At 56.0% G+C, this 22,488-nt stretch carries 17 protein-coding genes and 1 pseudogene; 7 read left to right on the plus strand and 11 right to left on the minus strand.

Annotated features, from left to right (window positions below; all coding sequences use genetic code 11):
* Window positions 1-389: 389 nt before the first annotated feature.
* Window positions 390-2,975 (minus strand): ATP-dependent chaperone ClpB, encoded by a 2,586-nt coding sequence (gene clpB, locus BM022_RS09010; RefSeq protein ID WP_091138665.1) that lies wholly within the window; start codon window positions 2,973-2,975, stop codon window positions 390-392.
* Here clpB and nadC point away from each other — a divergent pair.
* Window positions 2,880-4,244 carry a carboxylating nicotinate-nucleotide diphosphorylase gene (gene nadC / locus BM022_RS15190; protein ID WP_143079558.1) on the plus strand — a complete coding sequence of 455 codons (1,365 nt, stop codon included), beginning with the start codon at window positions 2,880-2,882 and terminating at the stop codon, window positions 4,242-4,244. The two genes, clpB and nadC, sit on opposite strands and share 96 nt — an antisense overlap.
* A 187-nt stretch (window positions 4,245-4,431) precedes the next feature.
* Here the strand turns inward: nadC and BM022_RS09020 are convergent, their stop codons facing one another.
* Window positions 4,432-6,570, minus strand: a complete 2,139-nt coding sequence (locus BM022_RS09020; RefSeq protein WP_091138667.1) for an EAL domain-containing protein — start codon at window positions 6,568-6,570, stop codon at window positions 4,432-4,434.
* Window positions 6,571-7,222: 652 nt separating this feature from the next.
* Window positions 7,223-7,669 carry a DUF1810 domain-containing protein gene (locus BM022_RS09025; protein ID WP_091138669.1) on the minus strand — a complete coding sequence of 149 codons (447 nt, stop codon included), beginning with the start codon at window positions 7,667-7,669 and terminating at the stop codon, window positions 7,223-7,225.
* Window positions 7,670-8,077: 408 nt separating this feature from the next.
* Between BM022_RS09025 and BM022_RS09030 the strand changes: the two genes are divergently transcribed.
* Genes BM022_RS09030 through BM022_RS09040 form a run of 3 tightly spaced genes read left to right on the plus strand, consistent with a single transcriptional unit; the run spans window position 8,078 to window position 11,202 of the window.
* Window positions 8,078-9,286, plus strand: a complete 1,209-nt coding sequence (locus tag BM022_RS09030) for a cation:proton antiporter (RefSeq protein ID WP_091138671.1) — start codon at window positions 8,078-8,080, stop codon at window positions 9,284-9,286.
* Window positions 9,283-10,398: a YbdK family carboxylate-amine ligase gene (locus BM022_RS09035; RefSeq protein WP_091138673.1), complete on the plus strand. Its 1,116-nt coding sequence runs from the start codon at window positions 9,283-9,285 to the stop codon at window positions 10,396-10,398. The genes BM022_RS09030 and BM022_RS09035 overlap by 4 nt, the downstream gene beginning before the upstream one ends.
* Window positions 10,399-10,425: 27 nt before the next feature.
* Window positions 10,426-11,202 (plus strand): gamma-glutamyl-gamma-aminobutyrate hydrolase family protein, encoded by a 777-nt coding sequence (locus BM022_RS09040; protein ID WP_091138675.1) that lies wholly within the window; start codon window positions 10,426-10,428, stop codon window positions 11,200-11,202.
* A 77-nt stretch (window positions 11,203-11,279) separates the two neighbouring features.
* Here BM022_RS09040 and BM022_RS09045 read toward each other — a convergent pair whose 3' ends face one another.
* Window positions 11,280-12,317, minus strand: coding sequence for a DUF2278 family protein (locus BM022_RS09045; RefSeq protein WP_091138677.1), 1,038 nt, complete (start codon window positions 12,315-12,317; stop codon window positions 11,280-11,282).
* Window positions 12,318-12,709: 392 nt separating this feature from the next.
* On the opposite strand from BM022_RS09045, the gene BM022_RS09050 reads away from it, so the two are divergent.
* Window positions 12,710-13,240, plus strand: coding sequence for a GrpB family protein (locus tag BM022_RS09050; protein WP_091138678.1), 531 nt, complete (start codon window positions 12,710-12,712; stop codon window positions 13,238-13,240).
* Between the two features lie 110 nt (window positions 13,241-13,350).
* On the opposite strand, the gene thrC is transcribed toward BM022_RS09050, so the two are convergent.
* The 3 genes from thrC to BM022_RS09065 form a co-directional block, all read right to left on the minus strand.
* Window positions 13,351-14,766 carry a threonine synthase gene (gene thrC, locus BM022_RS09055; protein ID WP_091138680.1) on the minus strand — a complete coding sequence of 472 codons (1,416 nt, stop codon included), beginning with the start codon at window positions 14,764-14,766 and terminating at the stop codon, window positions 13,351-13,353.
* 185 nt (window positions 14,767-14,951) lie between these two features.
* Complete coding sequence (locus BM022_RS09060; RefSeq protein ID WP_091138682.1) at window positions 14,952-16,268, minus strand: homoserine dehydrogenase; 1,317 nt, start codon at window positions 16,266-16,268, stop codon at window positions 14,952-14,954.
* Between the two features lie 101 nt (window positions 16,269-16,369).
* On the minus strand, window positions 16,370-17,614 hold the full coding sequence (locus BM022_RS09065) for a pyridoxal phosphate-dependent aminotransferase (RefSeq protein ID WP_091138683.1): 1,245 nt from the start codon (window positions 17,612-17,614) through the stop codon (window positions 16,370-16,372).
* Window positions 17,615-17,847: 233 nt separating this feature from the next.
* On the opposite strand from BM022_RS09065, the gene BM022_RS09070 reads away from it, so the two are divergent.
* Window positions 17,848-18,216 carry an Mth938-like domain-containing protein gene (locus tag BM022_RS09070; RefSeq protein ID WP_091138685.1) on the plus strand — a complete coding sequence of 123 codons (369 nt, stop codon included), beginning with the start codon at window positions 17,848-17,850 and terminating at the stop codon, window positions 18,214-18,216.
* Window positions 18,217-18,456: 240 nt separating this feature from the next.
* Window positions 18,457-18,672 (plus strand): hypothetical protein, encoded by a 216-nt coding sequence (locus tag BM022_RS09075; RefSeq protein ID WP_091138686.1) that lies wholly within the window; start codon window positions 18,457-18,459, stop codon window positions 18,670-18,672.
* 278 nt (window positions 18,673-18,950) lie between these two features.
* On the opposite strand, the pseudogene BM022_RS16390 reads toward BM022_RS09075, so the two are convergent.
* From BM022_RS16390 to BM022_RS09090, 4 genes and pseudogenes are all read right to left on the minus strand, one after another.
* A pseudogene (locus BM022_RS16390) lies at window positions 18,951-19,580 on the minus strand (carbohydrate porin); the annotation flags it as partial.
* 15 nt (window positions 19,581-19,595) lie between these two features.
* Window positions 19,596-20,492, minus strand: a complete 897-nt coding sequence (locus BM022_RS16395; RefSeq protein WP_371264314.1) for a hypothetical protein — start codon at window positions 20,490-20,492, stop codon at window positions 19,596-19,598.
* Window positions 20,493-20,815: 323 nt separating this feature from the next.
* A complete protein-coding gene (locus BM022_RS09085; RefSeq protein WP_091138688.1) occupies window positions 20,816-22,051 on the minus strand; it encodes an EAL domain-containing response regulator in 1,236 nt (411 codons plus the stop codon).
* Window positions 22,052-22,107: 56 nt separating this feature from the next.
* On the minus strand, window positions 22,108-22,479 hold the full coding sequence (locus BM022_RS09090) for a VOC family protein (RefSeq protein ID WP_218146864.1): 372 nt from the start codon (window positions 22,477-22,479) through the stop codon (window positions 22,108-22,110).
* Window positions 22,480-22,488: the final 9 nt, after the last annotated feature.

Raw genomic sequence — 22,488 nt, forward strand, 5'->3', positions numbered from 1 at the left:
CAGCGCTCAATTTGATAAAGATTCGCACCTCTATCAAACCGGGTAACCCCACCTTTGGCAAGGCCCTACTGTCAGATTAAATCGAAACTACTACAATTAACTGGACGCTAGCCTGTTACACCTCTTATGTTCACGCCGTGCCTAGATAAATTAATAGTCTGTCGCTAGTAAACGGCAAGTCATTGATCCCACCCGGGCCCTTCTGATTACAAATCAGCGTGGCGTTCTCTACAGTGGGATGTTTCTTCCCTCATTGGACACTTATGAGGCTACTTGCGCCATTCCTGGCTTGGCAGGCGGTGAGACGCTCGGCGCCCCCTTTTCCGCCTGCTACCACGGATGACCGCCGCAGCCACCTCTTATTTCCGGCATCCCGCAACAACACAGTCCTATGCTTTGCCGAACACAACCCCGCCATTCCTGCTGTCTACCGTAATGGTGTCCTTAGGACCAAAGCGTCCTTCGAGTATTTCCTTGGCCAACGGGTTCTCGATCTGCGACTGGATTGCGCGCTTCAGCGGACGGGCGCCAAAAACAGGGTCGAAACCAGCCTGAGCGATTTCATCCAGAGCCGCGTCGGTGACGTTAAGATTCATTTCAAGCTTCGCCAGTCGGGACTCGAGGTATTGCAGCTGGATCCTTGCGATGGAGCGGATATTCTTCTCATCCAGCGCATGGAATACCACCACCTCGTCGATCCGGTTGATGAATTCTGGCCGGAAATAGGTTTTTACCTCACCCATCACCGCCAGCTTGATGACCTGATAATCGTCCCCCGCCATTTGCTGGATCATCTGCGAACCGAGATTGGAGGTCATGACCACGACGGTATTCTTGAAATCCACGGTGCGCCCCTGTCCATCCGTCATGCGGCCGTCGTCGAGCACCTGCAGCAGAACGTTGAACACGTCGGGATGCGCCTTTTCAACCTCGTCCAGCAGGATCACGGAATAGGGTTTCCGGCGCACCGCCTCGGTCAAGTAGCCGCCCTCCTCGTAGCCGACATAACCCGGCGGCGCGCCGATCAGGCGGGCAACCGAATGCTTCTCCATGAATTCCGACATGTCGATGCGGATGAGATGCTCCTCCGAATCGAACAAGAAGCCGGCAAGCGCCTTGCACAGCTCGGTCTTGCCTACGCCGGTGGGACCCAGGAATAGGAACGAGCCGTAAGGACGGTTGGGGTCGGCGAGGCCCGCACGTGAGCGGCGGATGGCGTCTGAGACCAGGCGCACGGCTTCGTCCTGCCCTACCACCCGCTCGTGCAGCTTCTCCTCCATTTGCAGCAGCTTCTCGCGCTCGCCCTGCATCATCTTGGAGACGGGAATGCCAGTGGCGCGCGACACGACCTCTGCGATTTCCTCCGCGCCCACCTGCGTACGCAACAGCTTCGGCTTGTGCGCCTCGCCGTGCGCGCCCTGGCGGTCCTCGGCGTTGAGCTGGGCTTCCAGTTGCGGCAGACGGCCATATTGCAGCTCCGACACCTTCTGCCAGTCCCCCTTGCGCTTGGCCGCTTCCATTTCCAGCTTGACCTTCTCCATCTCTTCCTTGATATGCTGCGTGCCGTGCACCTGGGATTTTTCCGCATTCCAGATTTCTTCCAGGTCCGCATACTCGCGCGCGAGTTTCGCTATTTCCTCTTCCAGCAGCGCCAGACGCTTCTGCGAGGCTTCATCCTTCTCCTTCTTCATCGCCTCGCGTTCGATCTTGAGCTGGATCAGCCGGCGGTCGAGCTTGTCCATTGACTCGGGCTTCGAGTCGATTTCCATTCGTATCCGTGCTGCCGCCTCATCGATCAGGTCGATGGCCTTATCAGGCAGGAAGCGGTCAGTGATGTAACGGTGCGACAGCTCCGCAGCGGCCACGATCGCCGGGTCGGTGATGTCCACACCATGGTGCACTTCGTATTTTTCCTGCAAGCCCCGCAATATCGCGATGGTGGCTTCAACCGTGGGCTCATCGACCAATACCTTCTGGAAACGCCGCTCCAGCGCCGCATCCTTTTCGACGTACTTGCGGTATTCATCCAGAGTGGTCGCCCCTACGCAGTGCAGTTCGCCACGGGCGAGCGCGGGCTTGAGCATATTGCCGGCGTCAATTGCGCCTTCCGCCTTGCCGGCGCCCACCATGGTGTGAAGCTCATCGATAAACACGATAATGCTGCCTTCGCTCTGCGCAATCTCCTTCAAAACCGATTTCAGGCGTTCCTCGAACTCGCCACGGTACTTGGCTCCCGCCAGCAGCGCGGCCATGTCCAGTGAAAGCACCTTCTTGTCTTTCAGGGTCTCCGGCACCTCGCCATTGACGATACGCTGCGCCAGCCCTTCCACAATGGCGGTCTTGCCCACGCCCGGCTCGCCGATCAGGACCGGATTATTCTTGGTGCGTCGCTGCAGCACCTGGATCGTGCGCCGGATCTCGTCATCGCGCCCGATTACGGGATCGAGCTTGCCCATGCGCGCGCGCTCGGTCAGGTCGAGAGTGTATTTCTTCAGTGCTTCGCGGCTGCCCTCGGCTTCGGCGCTGGCCACATTCTCGCCGCCTCGGACGGCACTGATCGCCTGCTCCACCGAAGCGCGGTTGGCTCCGTGCTGCCGCAGCAGGTTGCCGGTTTCGCCTTTATCCTGGATCACCGCCAGCAGGAACATCTCGGATGCGATGAACTGATCGCCCCGTTTCTGCGCTTCCTTGTCGGCGAGATTGAGCAGATTGCCCAGCTCGCGCGAAACCGTGACTTCCCCACCCGTCCCCTCCACCTTTGGCAGGCGCTCCACGCTTTTCTTCAATGCCTCGCGCAGGGGCGGGACATTCGCGCCCGCGCGTTGCAACAACGACGCAGTGGCGCCATCTTCCTGTTGCAACAGCGCAAGCAGCAAGTGGTGGGGTTCAATGTAGGGGTTATCCTGGCCGACCGCGATGCTCTGTGCATCCGCCAGCGCCTGCTGAAATTTGGTGGTCAACTTGTCGAAACGCATGGGGCGAATTCCTCAGTTAGTTTTGAATGGTTTGTATATGAGGCACGGGCCGCGGATTTCAAGTTCGACGCAGTCGGCCTTGGCAGGCACTGTCGACAGGCGGTGCGCGATGGCGATTACCGCCCGTGCGCCCTTCACTGCCTGCCCCTCCAATGCCCCTCCAACGAAGCGCCAGCGTTACTTTCCTTATTCAGCGTAGGACAAGAAGGCGCGAGGCGCAACAAGCGCAGCACATTGCGCCGCATGTTCATGCGAATATTGCGCGGGATGACGCGCACTTACCCGTCTGATCACCTCCTGCAACAGGGCGATATCCTGCGCTCGGCACCCTTGGCGCGCCCTACGCCCTGCTACTTCCCCCCGGAACGTATTCGGTTAAAATGTCCGCCCACGCTCCGCTTGATGCAGGTCTTCACTATGGATTTAACAGCAGAAATCGAGAGAAACGTCAGCCAGGCGCTGGCAGAAGATATCGGGACGGGCGACCTGACTGTAAGCCTGCTTGCGGCCACCCAGGCCGCGACCGCAACGGTGATCAGCCGTGAAAAGGCCGTGTTATGCGGTGTGCAATGGTTTGAGGCGACTTTTCGGCAACTGTCGCCCCAGGCGGATATACGCTGGTTCGCGCAGGATGGAGACATCGTTGGGCCCGGACAGAAGCTTTGCGAAATCATCGGACCCGCGCGCGCCCTGCTCACGGCGGAGCGCACCGCGCTCAACTTCGTCCAACTGCTGTCGGCGGTCGCTACGCGGACGCGGCTCTACGTAGATGCGGTCGCCAAAACCGGCGCGGTCATCCTCGACACCCGCAAGACATTGCCTGGATTGCGAGTGTCGCAAAAATACGCCGTCAAATGCGGCGGCGGAACCAATCACCGGCTGGGCTTGTACGACGGCATCCTCATCAAGGAGAATCATATCATCGCGGCCGGCGGCATCGAACCTGCATTGCGAACAGCGAGAAAGATCGCCCCGCCGGGTGTATTCATCCAGATCGAGGTGGAAACGCTGGACGACCTGCGCTCGGCGCTCGATGCCGGCGCAAAACTGGTTCTACTAGACAACTTCAATCTCGACCGCATGTGCGAAGCGGTGATATTGAACGCCCGCCTGACCAACCGCGCCGCCGCGCTGGAGGCATCGGGCGGGATAACGCTCGACAACGTACGCGCGGTGGCGGAAACCGGGGTGGACCGCATCTCCGTCGGCAGCCTCACCAAGGACATCAAAGCCGTGGATCTGTCCATGCGCTTTTCATCAGGCGGCTAAGGGAGAGCCGCCAGTTTGAGGTTGGGAGCGCTACAGGAACATCGCCCAAGCGGTCATTTTCCCTGCTTGGATTCCAACCAGCGAACGATTTACTCCCTTGAACGGCGAGAGACGCATACATCGAGTCCGCAAAGTACTCAAGATCCGGCGGGATAATCGAAAGAGGGCAAGCGGTTTATAACTGCACTCAGGTCCTTAAGCATTCGTTCAGGTACGGTTTTTCAATTCCGTACCCTTGGGCATAATCCACTCCGACCCGTCGCAATGCCACCAAAACGGCTTCGTTCTCAACAAACTCGGCAATCGTCTCGATCTTCATGACATGTCCTATGTGGTTGATCGCCTCCACCATCGCATGGTCTATCGGATCTTCAATCATGTCCTTCACAAAACCCCCATCTATTTTCAGATAGTCGACGGGCAGATGTTTTAAATAGGCGAAAGAGGACATGCCGCTCCCGAAATCGTCGAGGGAAAAACGGCAGCCCAGGTCTTTTAACTGACAGATCAATGCTGTCGCTCGTGCCAGATTGGCAATTGCAGAGGTCTCCGTAATCTCAAAACAGATTCCGGCAGGTGGAATCTTGTAAAGACTGAATTGATCCGCCACGAACTTATGAAAACTTTCATCGCAAACAGATGCGCCCGAAAGATTGATGGCGCAGGTGCCTAGAGCACTACCGAAGGGATGACGCCGCCTGTATTGTGCGAAAGCCGTAGCAACGACCAAACGATCGATTTGAGGCATCAGGCCGTAGCGCTCCGCAGCCGGAATAAAAGCCATGGGCGGAATCAGCTTGCCGTCCTCATCCAGCATGCGCAAAAGCACTTCATAGTGCTCACCAGCGTCCGGGCTATCCTCTAGTGCCAATATTTTCTGGGCGTATAGCACGAACCTATGTTCCTCCAGTGCCCTCTGTATTCGACCTACCCATCCCATCTCGCCATGACGTTGTGCAAGTCGTGTGTCGTCCGCCGTATAGATTTGTATACGATTGCGCCCCTTGTCCTTAGCAAGATAACAAGCCGCATCAGCTTTACGCAGAATATCGCCTAGTGTTTCCTTGGCATCGCTAAAGGTAACTAATCCTATACTTGCTCCGACTGTAAACACCCTATCCTGCCAAACGAAACGGAACTCATGCACCGTCTGCCGTAACAGCTCGGCCACGCGTAACGCAGTCCCCGATGCGCAATTTTCCAGCAATAAACCAAATTCATCGCCTCCCAGACGGGCTAATGTATCGTTGCTGCGAAGGTCCGCATGCATTACGCTGGTCAGTTGCCGTAATAACTCATCGCCAGCGATGTGACCACAGGTATCGTTGACGATTTTGAACTGATCGAGGTCGAGATAAAGCAACGTATGCTGCTCGTCTTCCTGTTGCGCGGTTTGTAGGGCATGCTCCAGGCGCCGCTCAAATTCCCGTCGGTTAATAAGGCCGGTCAATGCATCGTGGGATGCTTGGTAAGTCATCTCGGCCGCCATCGTATGGGCATGGGTGACATCATGGAACACCAGCACTGCACCCATAATTTCACCGTGTTGGTCCCGTATCGGGGCAGCCGAATCTTCAATTGGAAAAGTATCTCCACTTCGCTGTATCAGCAGTGTATTCAGAGGCAAGCCCACGGTCTGCTTATTCTGGAGAACCAGTTCAACGGGGTTGAAAACAGTTTCATTGGTTTCGGAATTGACGATGTGAAATACATCCGGCAACGGAAGACCGTCCGCTTCCTGAGAAGTCCAGCCCGTCATGGTTTCGGCAACCGAGTTTAGATAGGTCACGTTGCCGAAAATATCCGTCGTAATTACCGCATCACCGATACAGCTCAGCGTCACGCGCAGACGCTCCTTCTCTTCAAAAAGCGCTTTTTCAGCAAGCTGACGTTCCATGATGTCGCGGCGCAGCTCAGTCTGGATTTCCCTCGAGCGCACAAGTAGGGCACTGGGGCTTACAAGAGCCAATGCTTTTGATGTGAGAGGCCATAACACGGCGGCAGTTGCAAGCGAAACAAAGGCAGTGACGGCTTTGACTACACCCTCAATCCAATAAATGGGCGTCCAGATTGTCACGATGCCCAGTACATGAGTAAATCCGCATAGCATAATGAATAGACCGAACATGACGAACGCGGATTTAAAGGGCAAATCGGTACGGCGTTTTACAAAGTATGCCAGCGCGAAGGGAATCGTGAAATACGACAAAGTGATGATGGCATCGGCGATCACATGCAGCCATAACACTTCTGGCAGCCATAGATAGCAATACCCGTGGGGGATAAATCCTTCCGGATCGAAAAGAGCGCCCAATTGACTTAACATGTTTTTCCCATGCCTTTGTGAGAACTCCTACCGGTGTTCGGGTAAGAGACGAATAACGTCTTTCATCACAACCTGGAGAGATCGACCGCACGTTCGCGTGGAGGGGCCGTAGTAGGCAAAAGGCCTACTAGGTGAAATATATGGAGATTGTAAGTTTGGAACGGCACGAGTTATTACATCATGCCGTTTTGCCTTTTAATAGCTGTATGATTTTACAGGGCCCATTAGCAAAGCGTCTTTTTCCGGGATCACTGTTCGCTGTATTGGTTCGATAAGCCGCGCACTCATTTCATAACAGTTCATAACAGCCCCGCGGTTCTTGAACGATAGCTTGGTCCTTAAGAACGGAGACGTTAGCTTTGCCGATTTGCCGCGAGCCGCTGTACCGATCGATCGCGCGAGGGGGGCAGGCAGGTGATAGTTTGACGTACCGGCAGGGTGTTCGAGCCCTGCAAAGGATTTAACGGCCGGATACTTACCGAGTTGGATGCGCAGCAACCACCAGGCGGTCACTGATGAGGTGGGGTATGAAGGGGATCAAGGAAGAAATACTACCGATCCACTTTGAGGCGCTAAAAAGACCTCTGACTGTGCCGATTCCAAAGGCCGGAGCAGCAACTCGCGGAGCCTGGATGACCTGTGGCGGGAATTTTTAGAAATCAGGCAGTGCAGCAAGCGTCACGCGGTCCGGCTCGCCGCCGAAATATTTTTCCAGGCAGCGCTGGAATATTTCCTTATCCTTATTCTTATCCTTATCGACCGCCGCGCGCGCGAATAGCGTCATCGACGAGCGAAACTTCATATCATCGGGGTAACCGAAAATATCTTCGACGGGCTTGCCCTCCAAGTCGGCAACAATGCGGGTGCACTCCCGCAAACGGGGTCCGAGGATGGGGTGCGACAGGTATGCTTCGGCTTCCTCGCGCGAAGAGATGGCGAATTTTTGCGCCATCGCGCTGTGGCCGAGGCCCTGGATCTGCGGAAAGATGAACCACATCCAGTGACTTTGCTTGCGTCCCTGCCGCAGCTCCCGGCAAACCCTCTCGTATACGGGCCACTGGGCATCCACAAAGCGCTGAAGATTATAAGAATCCTCCATTTTTCACAACCCGAAGCGGTTGAAGGGTTAAATTATCGATACCGCGGCCGTTACTTATTAAGCAGATGTGTACGCATTTACGGTGGGATCGAGCTTGATTCCAGTGAACGTGCATTCCGCTTCCGGGGCGTGATAGTCCCGCTTGATCCACAGCACAAGGAGTATACAGACTCAGCGGTTGGGTTTTTCTCATCCCGTTCATAGTTTATAATGGTTCTCCTTCCACTTGGCACTTGGGATTCAGTACCCTCAGTATCATATGCGGGCGCGGCTGGAGAGTCCCCGAGTTTCTTCAAATCATCCAACATCCGTTTTGATCCAATCACCCCCGAGGAGACCGGATGCAACTGATAAAACATTTGTCGCTATGCGGAAGCGCGTGTTTGCGCAATCCCTCCCCGGAGCCGCATGACCTGGTCTGACTACCTTCCGGTCTGGCCGCTCGCGGTGAGCCCGGCATTATGGCTGGCGCTGACGCTTGTGGTCGCGGTGCTCATCAGCGAATTGATGGTGCGGCACCTGAGATGGCCGCGCATTGTCGGTTATATCGGCATCGGCATATTGCTGGGCCCGGGCGGGCTGAGTCTGATACCCGAGCTGCCGGCTGCAGAATGGCGCCTGGTCGTGGACTTGGCGCTGGGAATCCTTTTGTTCGAGTTGGGGAATCGGGTGAATCTGCGCTGGCTCAAGGCCAATCCCTGGATTGCCGCCACCAGCCTGCTGGAAGCCACCGCCACATTTGTCGCCGTTTTCGCACTGTTGGTGTCGTTCGGTTTCACCGGCGCGGCTGCCGCGATCGTCGCCACCATTGTCATCGCCACGTCCCCCGCAATCGTCGTTCGCATGGTGACCGAATCGCGTGCGCAAGGCCAAGTGACTGACCGACTGATGCTCATGACCGCCCTGAATTGCATCTACGCAGTCATATTCCATAAACTTGCAGTCGCCGTCATGCATGGCGAAACTGGCGCCGAATTTATCCATACCGTACTGCCTCCTCTCTACCTCCTTGGAGGCTCCGCCCTGCTGGCATGGCTGTTCGGCATTACCTTCGAGCGCATCCATCACTACCTGGGGCAACACGAGGAGACGTTCTCCTTCGTCCTGTTCGGCATGATCGCGTTCGCAACCATCATGGCCTCGACGCTCAAGCTTAGCCCAATCCTGGTTTTGCTGGCCGCCGGTCTCATCACGCGCTACCGTCGCCAGCGCTCGCGTGCTTTCCCCCCCCACTTTGGCTCGGCAGGAGCTGTCCTCGTGGTGCTTATGTTCATCGCCACTGGTCTTGCGGCGGACCTCGGCGGCTTGCGCGACAATTTCCTGCTGGTATTGCTGCTAATCGCCGTGCGGGCGGCGGCCAAGCTCCTGACGGTGCTTGCTCTGGCAAATTACAGCGGCATCGGCTTGCGCCAGGCTATTTCACTGGGCGTGGCGTTGACGCCCATGTCCAGCGTCGCGCTTCTGCTCACGCTTGATACGGGAACCGTTTTCCCTGGTTTCGCTTCCGGGCTGGGCCTGGCGCTCATGAGTTGCATTGTCATCCTTGAGCTTGTCAGCCCGTTCCTGGTGCAAGCTGCTCTGCGAAAAGCAGGCGAGACATCGGAGAGAAAAACATGAGCCTGATGCCGTTTGCATCCTCGCGCCCCCTGACGCTGGGGGTGGAACTTGAGTTGCAGCTGCTCAGCTGTAATGACTATAACCTCGTTTCGTCTGCGCCCGATATCCTGCGGCGGCTGGCCAAATCCTCCCATCCGGGGGAAATAAAACCGGAGATGACCCGCAGCATGATCGAAATCAATACCTCGGTGCAGTACGAATATGCCGTGCTGGTTGAGGAGCTGCGCGCCCTGCGCGAGGTCGTCACCGAGGCTGGACGCTTTCTCGACGTCGCGATCGCCGGCGGCGGCACTCACCCGTTCCAGCACTGGAGCGAACAGAAGATTTTTGACGCGCCGCGCTTCCATTACCTGTCGGAGCTATACGGGTATCTGGCGAAACAGTTCACCATCTTTGGCCAGCACGTCCATATTGGCTGCCCGGGCCCGGACGAGGCGCTGCACCTGATGCACATGCTGTCGCGCTACATTCCCCATTTCATTGCCCTGTCGGCCAGTTCTCCCTTCGTGCAGGGACACGATACCGGCTTTGCCTCCGCGCGCTTGAATTCGGTGTTTTCCTTCCCCTTGAGTGGACGGGCTCCGTTCGTGCTACGCTGGGAGGAGTTCGAACAATTTTTCTCAAAAATGACCGGTACCGGCGTGGTGGAATCGATGAAGGATTTTTACTGGGATATTCGTCCAAAACCGGAATTCGGCACCATTGAAGTCAGGGTATGCGATACCCCGCTCACGGTGGAGATCGCCGCGGCCATCGCCTGCTACATCCAGTCGATGTCGCGCTACATCATGGTGGAACAGCGTACCGCGCCGGAAGAGGACGATTACCTCGTCTATACGTTCAATCGTTTCCAGGCTTGCCGGTTCGGACTCGACGGCATCTTCGTCGACCCGCGCACGCATGAGCGACGCAGCATCCGTGAGGATATCACCCACATGCTGGCACGCATCAGCGATCACGCACGCGAGCTGCATGCCTCCGAGGCGCTGGAGCGCATCCGCGAGATACTCATAGTCGGCAACGGCACCAGCTGGTTGCGCCAAACCTATGCCCGCGAGCACAATCTCGGCGATGTAATGCAATTGCAAGCCGAATTGTGGATGGGTAATTGAGGGCATTGCCTTCGCCTGCCCCCACAAATGCCCCGCCCGCTACGGATTGGCCTGTCGCCACGTATTCTGCATAACCCGCCGCCGGAACTCGGCTTTCGCAACAAAACCCTGCAATACCTCGAACAGACCGTCGCGCACTGGATCATGCGTCGCGGCGCACTGGTATTCATGCTGCCGGCGATTGAAACCGGTGGCGTCGAGCGCTCGAAGGTGCGCGTCAGCGACTATGTCCGGGAAATAGACGGCCTGGTCCTGCAAGGCGGCGCAGACGTCAGCCCCATCTCCTACGGCGAAACGCCGGCCCGGCCCGAATGGGCGGGGGACCGCGTGCGCGATCTGTACGAGATGGAGCTTTTCTGGGAGTGCGTGGTGCAGGGGAGACCCGTGCTGGGCATCTGCCGCGGGTTGCAGCTGATCAACGTGGCACTGGGGGGAAGCCTCTACCAGGATATCGTCACGGACAACCCCGATGCCATGGCGCACGTGGATGCCGACTTGTACGACCAGCACCGGCATACGGTACTGATCGAGGAGAACTCGCGCCTGGCAAAGCTATATGGAGACCAGCACCAGCACCTGGTCAACAGCATCCACCATCAGGCCATCAAGCGGCTGGGGCGCGACTCCTTGGTCGAGGCCGTTTCCGCCAGCGACGGGATCATCGAGGCCATACGCATGCGCGGCCAATCCTATGTAACCGGCTTTCAATGGCATCCCGAGTTCCACGGCTTGGGCAGCGAACTGCTCGATTCCGGGCCTATCCTGGACGATTTTCTTGCTGCTGCCGAAAAGCAGCGAAAGTAATCAATCACGGAGGCAGATATTATTATCGCCTGTAGTCAGATGGCCAAGTTGCTAAGCAATCCTCATGATAGTTTTACCTAAAAAACAATTGTCCAGCCGGGCTGATTCGCTTGTTGCTTGGTGTAGGAAACGCCATGTACCTTTAAACCATCCTGGTTCAGCAGCGTGATAATACCTCCCTTATTGGACAAGGCCACTGGCGGTTGAACATCGACGCGCACCGTGGCACCGGGGTCGAGCATGCCACCCAAAGGCATTTTCGCTTTCTGCTTGTCGGCCAGCTGCCAACCGTCCAGCGAGATGACACGATCGCTGGCATTCAGTATGTGGACCCATTCCCTCTCTGGGGATTCCTTCGAATTAACCATTGCCGCAACTATGCGTACCAGCCCATCGGGCAATGTTTCAGTCGGCTGCGGCGCAATAGGGTCGGGATTTACAGGCTCGCCTGCCTCCGGCACACTTAATGTATGCCCTGTTACGTCATCTGTATGCCAGCTTTGCGATTGGAACTTCAGAAAAATGGCTGTCCACTGTTGCTCACCGGGAAAGTGAAATAGTACTCCGCCATCCTGCCAAACCCCATCGTCGCGAACAAACGAACCTACATTACCCTGGTTCATGTGGATGTCATGTATGCCGTTACCTGGTACAAAGCCGAAATACTTGTCGGCTTTGTTGGCTTCTGGTCCCCATCGTTCGCCAAAAGCATAGACCAGGGCCTCCTCATCTGCCATCGCCCTCTGGACAATTTGATCAAGCTTCTCGTTCAGGTCGTTATCCGGGCCTGGCAGATTCGCAGGGAGAGGAGTCATCATTGCGGGCTGAAGCAAGTTTCCACGGATCAGATCAAGCGCGCCCGAAGAGGAGTTAGGTGCAAGACTGCTGAAACCGCTTGGTAGAATGGATACTATTTCCGTAAGCGGATGGATAAAGTACGGTTTGATGTAGTACATCAGCTCGGACGGCCCCAATTGAGACTTGACGTTAATCGCGATGCGATAATTGGTACCGATCTCATCAACAATATGGATTTGATAGTGGGGTGAAGACCCTGAACCCAAACGGCGGGAAATCGCCCTCCCTTTCAAAACGCCGTAAGCGTTTAGTGGCATATTATTCTCCTCAGTCGATGTGGAAAAAAAGGTTATCCGGAATGCAGGTTAACGTGGCCTTCCTAGATCACAATTGATCAATAGTGCAAACTCTGGCTGATTGGCGGGCCTGCAAAACGCTCCCTTGGGCCTTGCAGGCGTATTGGGCAGGTGCGGCTACTGCAACGCAAAGTGAGGACCGTTCTCATTATAGTCAGCGAATTGATTCCATGCTCCCGCGATTCTTCGGCGCTATGCCGCTCGGTTTCCTTCAATGGCCGACCACTCGTGCTTTAGGTAAAGCAGGATTTCGTGTAATAACCAAAAAAGTTTTCTCAAAGTCTGATGTGCGAAAATTCATCAAATCGATTCCCGGATATCAAGCATCCTTTTAGCAACAAGGAGAAACCAAATTGCCACCGCCAATCAAGGTCGAACTGCAACCATATGATCCGCAGTGGGTCGAGAACACCGTTGCGGAAAGCAAGGTGCTCGCATCTATCCTGGGGAGAATCCTGTTGGCCGTCCACCATGTCGGATCAACTGCGATACCGGGCATCCGTGCAAAACCAGCTCTCGATCTCATGCCAGTGGTCACAAGTCTGACTGAGCTGGATGACCACCAGACCGATCTTGAAATGCTTGGCTATGATTGGTGGGCTGAACTTGGTTTGCCTGGACGACGCTACTGCACGAAAGCCGATCCCATGACGAATCGCAGGTTAATCCAGCTTCACTGCTATGCCGAAGGTTCACCGGAGATCACGCGGCAACTCGCATTTCGTGACTATCTTCGCGAGAATCCCCGCATTGCTGCTGCCTATGACCAGGAGAAATCCCGCTGCCAGAGCCTGCACCCCGACGATTCGCACGCCTATGGCGACTGCAAGGAAGCATGGATCAGGAAGGTTGAAGCAGAAGCACTTGCTGGAGGGGCTTGGTAGGTAAGATGACCCTTGGCTAATCCCTGCCAGCTTTCTTGCTACCGGGATTGATTTTGCGGGACGAGTTTTTTTACAGCTTGATATGCGAAAATTCCACTCCTGAACCCCTTCTAGTCCTGCCGGGTCTGCTCGGCGATGAATGCCTTGACCACGTCTACATCCGCGTTCATCACCACATACCGTTGCGGCAGGTCTTCGATATTCTCGTACCCGGCAGGGCGGGCGGGTTCATCGCCGATGGCCTCGACGATGCTCTCGGAAAATTTCACCGGCAGGGCCGTTTCGAGGCAGACCAGCGGTATGCCAGCTTCCCGATGCTCCAGCCCTACTTTCAATCCGTCCGCCGTATGCGGATCGATCAGCAGGCCATATTTTTCGTGCACTTCGCGTATGATGCCGATCCGGGCCGAATGGCTGCTGGTCCCGGAGATCATGCCGAAATCGTTTATTTTTTCCCATAAAGGCGTATCGACAAGATCGAATGCCCCGCCCGTGTCCACGACGCCCCACAATTCCTTCACCTTGGCCGCATCTCGCCCGGTCAGGTCGAAAATAAAGCGCTCGAAGTTGGACGCTTTCGAAATATCCATCGACGGACTGCTGGTATGGAGTGTTTCCGCTGTCTCGCGCGGGCGATAGCACCCGGTCGTGAAAAATTCGTCCAGCACATCGTTCTCGTTGGTGGCGAGAATCAGCTTCCTGATCGGCAGCCCCATCATGCGCGCCACATGGCCGGCGCAAATATTGCCGAAATTGCCCGACGGCACGGAAAAGGAAACCTGCTCCTCGTTCGACCGGGTGGCGGCAAAGTAGCCTTTGAAATAATAGACGATTTGCGCCGCGATCCTGGCCCAGTTGATCGAATTGACGGTGCCAATGCGGTACTTCTGCTTGAAGACGATATCATTGCTGACCGCCTTGACGATGTCCTGGCAATCGTCGAATACCCCGCGAATGGCGATATTGAAAATGTTCGGGTCCTGCAGTGAAAACATCTGCGCGGTCTGGAACGGGCTCATCTTGCCCTGAGGCGACAGCATGAACACGCGGATGCTGCGCTTGCCGCGCATGGCGTATTCCGCGCTCGGACCGGTGTCGCCCGAGGTGGCGCCGAGGATATTCAGGCGCTCTCCGGTTTTTTCCAGCGCATATTCAAACAGGTTGCCCAGCAATTGCATGGCGATATCCTTGAATGCCAGTGTCGGGCCATGCGACAACCCCAGGATATGCAGCTCCGGCTCCAGGGTTTTGAGCGGCGTGATGTCGTCGCTTTGGAACGAATCCGCGCTATAGGTGCGCGTGATGATATTGCGCAGGTCATCCGCGGGAATATCGTCGGCAAACCGGGAAATAATCTCGAAGGCAAGTTCCGGGTAACTCAGGCCGCGCCATCGGGCCAGTTCGCCCGCATCGATTTGCGGATAAGTTTCGGGCATTGCAAGCCCGCCATCGGACGCGAGCCCGCCCAGCAGGATTTGGGAAAACTTTTTCGGCGGCATGCCGCCGCGAGTGGAAATGTAGCGCATGAGTTCGGCACCAGGGGATACGGAATGTTATTTGAAGATTCTTATTAAAAATAAAAGCTGGACCGTAGGTCGCGCGCACTGTAACTCGCGCTTCAGACTCTCATTGCAGAAGTTTATTGAAGACCGCTATCGCCGCCGCACGAAACGCGGCTGCGCAGCGGAAGTGTCTTTCGCCGGCACCGAGCTCATTTGCCGCCTAATTGTTCCATGCGGATGCGCGTGACCTTGCCGGTCATCGTCGGCAGCTTCTTGATCCTGGCAATGGCCGTGTTAATGTTTTTTTCGACTGCCCGGTGCGTAAGCATGATGATATCGACCTGTTCCTCGCCTTCACTCGGTTCTTTCTGCACCATGGCTTCGATTGAGATGCCCAGGTCTGCAAGCACGCGGGCAATGTCGGCCAGTGCCCCCGGCTTGTCCAGCACCCGGAGCCTGAGATAATAGGAAGTCTCTACTTCCTCCATGGGCAGGATCGGCGTATCCGACAGCAGGTCGGGCTGGAATGCGAGATGGGGAACGCGATGTTTGGGATCCGCGGTGTGCATGCGGGTCACATCCACGAGGTCCGCCACTACGGCGCTGCCGGTCGGCTCCGCCCCCGCACCCGCGCCATAATAAAGCGTGGCGCCGACGGCATCGCCCTTTACCACCACTGCATTCATCACGCCCTCGACATTGGCGATCAGCCGCCGCGTTGGAATCAGCGTGGGATGAACCCGGAGTTCGATCCCCTTCGGCGTGCGCCGGGTAAGGCCGAGCAGCTTGATGCGATAACCCAGTTCCTCGGCGTAGCGGATATCTTCGCGCGTCAGTTTGGCGATACCTTCGGTATAGACCTTCTCAAACTGCATGGGGATGCCAAAGGCGATCGACGCCATGATGGTGAGCTTGTGTGCAGCGTCGATGCCCTCGATGTCGAAGGTTGGATCGGCTTCGGCATAGCCCAGCTTCTGCGCCTGCTTGAGCGCAGTATCGAACGTCAACCCTTTGTCGCGCATTTCCGACAGGATGAAATTGCTGGTGCCGTTGATGATCCCGGCAATCCATTCGATGCGGTTGGCGGTCAATCCCTCGCGCAACGCCTTGATAATGGGAATGCCGCCAGCCACCGCCGCCTCGAACGCGACCATCACGCCCTTTTTCTGCGCCGCAGCGAAGATTTCGGTGCCGTGCGAGGCGAGCAAGGCCTTATTGGCGGTAATGACATGCTTGCCATTGTCGATAGCCTTCAGTATCAGCTCTTTCGCGACCGTATAGCCGCCGATCAGCTCGACCACGATATCGATATCCGGATTCGATACAACTTCATTCGCATCGGCGGTGACAGTCACCCCTTCCCCCGCGAGCTGGCGCGCCTTCTCCAGGTCGCGGTCGGCGATCATGCTGACGACAATGCCCCTACCGGCCCGGCGCGTGATTTCTTCCTGGTTGCGTTCGAGCACGGCATACGTACCGCCACCGACAGTGCCTACGCCTATTAATCCTACATTGATGGGTTTCATAGCGTGAGTAATTGTTATTTGGATAAATCAGTCGTTCGGCCGGGAGACAGTATCTTTATTTCCCTCCGCCGTGCTTTTTTCCACTTCGAAGCCATGGCCCCTCAGGTTGTTCTGCCGAGGCAGGTGCCATGACGCTTGCGGTACCGCCCCAGGAAATTGGCGACCCGGCCCAGCGCTTCGGTCAGGTCATCGCTGTTGGGCAAAAAGACGACACGAAAATGATCCGTATACGGCCAGTTGAATCCGCTGCCCTGCACCACCAGCACCTTTTCTTCCAGTAGCAGATCCAATGCGAACTGCTCATCGTCCTCGATCGGATACATTTTCGGATCGAGGCGCGGGAATAAATACATGGCCGCTTTCGGCTTGACGCAGGTTATGCCGGGGATATCCGTCAGCAGTTTCCAGGCAAGGTCGCGCTGGCGCATGAGCCGCCCCGTCGGCAGGACAAGATCGTTAATGCTCTGGTAGCCACCCAAGGCAGTCTGGATACCGAATTGCGAGGGAACATTGGCGCACAGGCGCATCGAAGCCAGCATGGTCAATCCGGCGATGTAGTCGCGGGCGTATTGTTTCGTTCCTGAAACCACCGCCCAGCCGGAACGGAAGCCCGCGGCGCGATAGTTCTTCGACAAACCATTGAGGGTGACGAAAAGCACGTCATCCGCAAGCGAGGCGATCGATGTGTGCTCAGCGCCGTCATACAGCACTTTATCGTAGATTTCGTCGGCATAAACGATGAGTTGATGCTGGCGGGCGATCTCGATGATTTCGAGCAGCATCTCATCCGGGTAAAGCGCACCGGTGGGATTATTCGGGTTGATGATGACGATGGCGCGGGTATTTGAATTGACCTTGGAGCGGATATCGTCCAGGTCGGGCAGCCAGCCGGACTGCTCATCGCACACATAGTGCCGGGCTGTACCCCCCGCAAGCACCACGGCCGCGGTCCACAGCGGATAGTCGGGTGAAGGAACCAGCACCTCATCGCCCGTATTAAGAAGCGCCTGCATTGCCATCACGATCAGCTCGGAAACGCCATTGCCGATGTAGATGTCCTCCATCCGCACATCCTTGATGCGCTTCTGCTGCGTGTAGTGCATGATCGCCTTGCGCGCTGCGAACAAACCTTTCGAATCGCAATAGCCGGAGGCGGCGGAAAGGTTGTGTATCACATCCTGCAGGATTTCTGCGGGGGCGTCGAAGCCGAACGATGCGGGATTGCCGATATTCAGCTTGATGATGTGCTGGCCTTCCTCCTCCATCTGCCGCGCGCGGTCGAGCACCGGCCCGCGGATGTCATAACAGACATTCGCCAGCTTGCTGGATTTCAGGATAGGGCGCATGGATGGGAAAACGTAATCGCGGGGATCGGATAAGGTACCGGTAGTGCCAGTCGAGCGCCAATAAGCAATAGCCAGCGGAATACAATGGAATAAATGAAGTGACGCGTTTCGGCCGCTTCAGGATGCCACTTTTTCACCATTGTTTACGCTGGCGCGGGCACAAAAACTTTATCGCGGCATGAAAAAGATGTAATGTTACCCGACCAGCCAACCTGTCGCAAATGGAGCCTTGATTGAAGCTGCATCTTTCCGGAATGACCGGGCAGAATATGTTCACCGGCTACGGGGCCGGGCATGTCATGATCAATCACGCGCGTTATGAGCGTAGCCTGATCGTGTTGCCCGACCGCATTATCGAAGACTGGAACGCAAACGCGTTCGAAGACATTACGGCCGAGCACTTCGACTTCGTGCTGTCGCTACAGCCCGAGATGGTGCTGTTCGGCACCGGCGCCACGCTGCGCTTTCCTCACCCGCGGCTGACGCGGGGCCTGATCCAGGTCGGCATTGGCGTCGAGGTAATGGACACCGCAGCGGCGTGCCGGACGTACAACATCCTCACGGCCGAGGGGCGGCGGGTCGCGGCCGCGCTGCTGATTTAGCCCCACGTCCCATGCCCCACACGCGACGTATGCGCCGTTGTGCGGTTCCTGCCTAGCCCCTGGAACAGCTACAAGTGCGGTAGCTTGGGCCCGGACATGAACATTCCGTACTGTCGGCGCAGCGCTTTTTGTGGACATGGCGAATCGCCTGCAAGCTCACGAGGGGGCTGTTCATGTCATCACCTCCGTAGTCTCTGGCATAGGCTTCCTCGGTGCCGGTGTGATCATGTGAGGAAGGGAATGTGCGGGAATCAACACCGCTGTCACGCTGTAAGGCTCTGCGGTAGTGGGGGCGCAACCGGGGCCGATCTGATCCTGGAGGCGCTACTCGGCACGATCTTCGTGCTCACGGCTAACACGCTTTTGCGGCCGGTGGTGAATCGCATCAACCGCCAGCCCGACGATACACTAAAGCGTGGAGATGACCAATACGGTCTATGTAATCACCAAACGTGAGTTTCGGAAGGAGGCGCTCGCACTGCTAGAGCAGATTCTTGAGGAGGCCAACTGTCCAAGGAGCGATCTTGTAGTGCATGCTTTCGGGCAAACGACGTGGAGATCGAGGCAGTGTTGCAGGTTGCCTCGGTCGACGGTGCGGAACTCGATAATCTTACCGAGCGATTAACGCGGGAGGCCTATGTCAGTCAAGCTTCTGGAATCCCAGTAGCTTGGAGTAGCTATTTTCAACTGCTGGTCGAACATCAGAAATCCTTTATAAGATCAAGCTGAAGCAACTAAAATTCGGCATGGACCCTCATCCCAAAAACATTCACGGGGCCCCGATCAGCATTGAAGCCCGGGTTGGTAATATGCTGATAATCCGCCGTCACCCATACCGAGCTTAATAGACTGAGGCTATAAAAAATATCAACAACGTGTTCAGGACCTCTTCTAATTCGGCCATCGCCGATGAATCCATCAATACCACCCATACCCAGATACCTGGCATGCTCGCTTGAAATCCAGCCTGCGGCGAACCCAATTCCAAGCGAATCCCTTCTACGCCCCCATCGGGTACCGCGAGCCAGAGCACCCAGTGAGATCGATCTGTCCGTTGACGTATAGGTATACACTTCGGTTTTGCCGTCGCTGTACATTCCCCGGAAGAATAAGCCTATGTCGCCCAGCACCTGTTGCTCGAGATTAATCCCTATGCCCATTTTGTTATTGGGTTTGCGTCCCCAGCATAAATCCGGGGCTCCCGCATTTCCTGATCCATAATTGAAACCGGTACAGGTTGTGGCATTTCTATTAGGGTCGGATTGGAAAGCGGCAATGGCATCATTGAATTTGCCCATGTTTTCGTGATTCCTATAAGCCAGCACCCTTACAGCGCCGGGCTGGCCATTTAACAGATGCTTATGCTCAAACTCAACTTGCTATCCATAATAGGTAAATACTCTAGTGTCGATGGCAAGCTCATTAGGGTCTATGGGAACGGCTGCATGACCGAAGCGCAGCGCCCAATTATCATGAATGTATTCACCCAGCAGCCCCCAGGTGTATCCTTTCGCATCCGCGGCGAAATCGTACGCCGCATATGTCATGAAGCCCATGTTAAAGAATTGCCGGCGAAGATCGCCTGAATACGAATTCTTGTCGAAGAAATCGAGAATACTGAATTTGCCAACCCTGACCACGAGGCGTCTGCTATCCACGGTTGTGCCGAGCTGCATGGGGTCAGAATCGAGTTGTACGCGGTCTCCGCCAAACCCCCAGGTCTGTTTGAAAAATAATCTGGATGTGAAATAGACAGGGATTTCAGAACCTCCTTTTTGCAGCTCGAAGTTGTGTATCGCTCCACCCAAACCCTTCAAATCCGAGAAAGGCCGCGTGGAAATCATATCCGGCGCATAATAAATTTCGCCACCCTTCCAGGTCTTGAGTCCCAGATACAGCGTAGCAGTTCCACTAAAGCTTCTTTCGCTTTCCGGCAACAGAGAATTGGGGCTTCCATTCAGATTGGTATACAAGGCCGGAAATGCGCCCTTCCAGCTGGAAATATAGGTGAATTGGCCATATATGTTCCAGCGTTCGTCCTTCAGATCATGCCACCCTTTTTTCGCAAATACGTTCATGAAATCGAATGCGTCCGTAGCGCGTGGGTCCGGCTCGGTCTGCGCCTGAACCGGCACAACGGGAAACAGCATGGAACAGAGAAGAAGTATCCTTACAAGAACCATGGCTCTGATGTTTTCTGAACCCTGGCGCATTGTTGCAGGCAAGTTGGAATTTGATCGGCAATTGGCCTGGATGATTATTTGAAAGGATATCATTAGCTATCACTCCAGACAGGGAGTTCTCCCATGGCGGACAGCCTATTATTCCTCGCGAAAGCCAGACAGTTGCACAGCCCATGATTCAAACACTCACCATCGATGTGTCCACGGAAATCAAGAAAGTTATTACTTTCTATGAAGCATTAGCCGCTGAGCAAGACGTTAGGGTAACCTGCGAGGGAGATGGGACAGTTCTGCCGGCTCACGCTTCTGATCCCGGCAAGCGGATGTGGCGTGCTTACTTGGTATCAAGGTGAGCAAGGGTAAAGCACTTTTTATTCCTAATCCGACCGTATACTAATCGGGGTCACAATATCCGACTATTCCTTAGCGCCCTCGGCCACGAGCAATTCCGTGCGTACCCGTTCGCGCCAGCTTTCCACCCACCCGGGCAGATCGGCGGGCAGCATCGGCCGCGACATGAACATTCCCTGGGCCAGGTCACAGCCGGTCTGGCGCAGCAGCTCCCAATCGTCACGGTCCGCGACACCCTCGGCAACCACTTCCATTCCGAGCTGCCGTGCCAGCGACAGGCTGGCGTCATACATGGCGCGCAGGGTTTCATCCACCAGGGCGCCGTGCACGAATCCCTGGTCGATCTTCAATTCGTCAAACGGAATATCGCGCAGTTGGGCAAGCGAGGAATGCCCCGTGCCAAAATCGTCAATGGAAAGACGGAAGCGCTTCAGCCGCAGCCGCGTGAGGATCTCCAGTGGCGCGCGCGTATCCTGCATCAGCTTCGTTTCGGTAACTTCCAGGACCACGCTCTGGGGCGAAATACCGGCGCTCGCAGTCAGTTCGGCGACAAAATTAAGAAAATCGAGGGAGGCAAGGTTATCCATCGACACATTGACAGCGACCCGCAACGGCAATTGGGCTTCGCGCCAGGTTTTCGCTTGCTCGATGGCGCCCGCAAATACCATGCGCGTCAACGCATCGATCAGCCCAGCTGATTCAGCCAGGCCAATGAATTGATCCGGGAAAACGATACCGTCCACCGGATGCCGCCATCTCACCAGTGTCTCGACGCCTACAATCTCGCCGGTGGCGACCGACACCTTAGGCTGGTAATAGTTGATCAGCTCGCCGTTTTCGATCGCCGCCCGCAACTCGTCCGCGCTATAGGCCTTTTTTGCCGGACCGCCTTCGACGCTGGAGGCAGGGGCCCACTGCTCAACCAGTGCCGCCAGGGCATCGGGCTTGACCGGCTTGTGCAGGTAACCGAGTATGGGAATATGATGGGCCTGAACCAGCTTCTCGGCCGTTCGCAGCATGCGCTCATCCTCTCCGCTGACCAGGATGAGGCTGCCCTGGTATTTCAGGCCGACCAGGTGCCGCACGAACTCGATCCCATCCATGACTGGCATGTTGAGGTCAAGCAGGATGACATCCGGTCCGCCCCCCTGCATGCCGGTAATCCGGTCCAGAGCAGCTTGCCCGTTGTCAAACAGCGTGACGTCGGTAAAACCCGCATTTACGAGGACGCGGTTCAGCAGCTTGAGCATGAAGGACTCATCGTCCAGCACCAGAATTCTGATCGCCGATCTTTCAACCATTGCTTTTATCGCCTGAATTAAGCCGGGCCGCGAAGCGACTGTGCTTGAGTGTATTGTTAGACGGCATGGTTAAGCTGCCAGGAAACACCAAAGCGGTCACTTAACCAGCCAAACCGCTTGCTAAAACCATAGTTGCCCAGCGGCATAAAAACCTTGCCTTCATCCGGCAGTATGCCAAACGTACGGTCAAGCTCCTCTTCAGTAGAGAATTCCACGAAAATCGAGCTTGAAGGTGTAAACGTAAAATCATGTTTGACGGGACTATCCGAACACATGAACTCCCGGCCACAGAGCGTAAAAACTGCGACTTTGACTGTATCGACAGGGCCGGGCTCGCCTTGCGCGTAGCGCTCAACGCGCATAATACGGGAATCAGGAAGCATGGCGACGTACAGATCCATCGCGGCTTGCGCGTTGCCCGTAAACATCAAGAACGG

The organism is Nitrosospira sp. Nsp14 (assembly GCF_900113575.1).
Lineage (GTDB): Bacteria > Pseudomonadota > Gammaproteobacteria > Burkholderiales > Nitrosomonadaceae > Nitrosospira.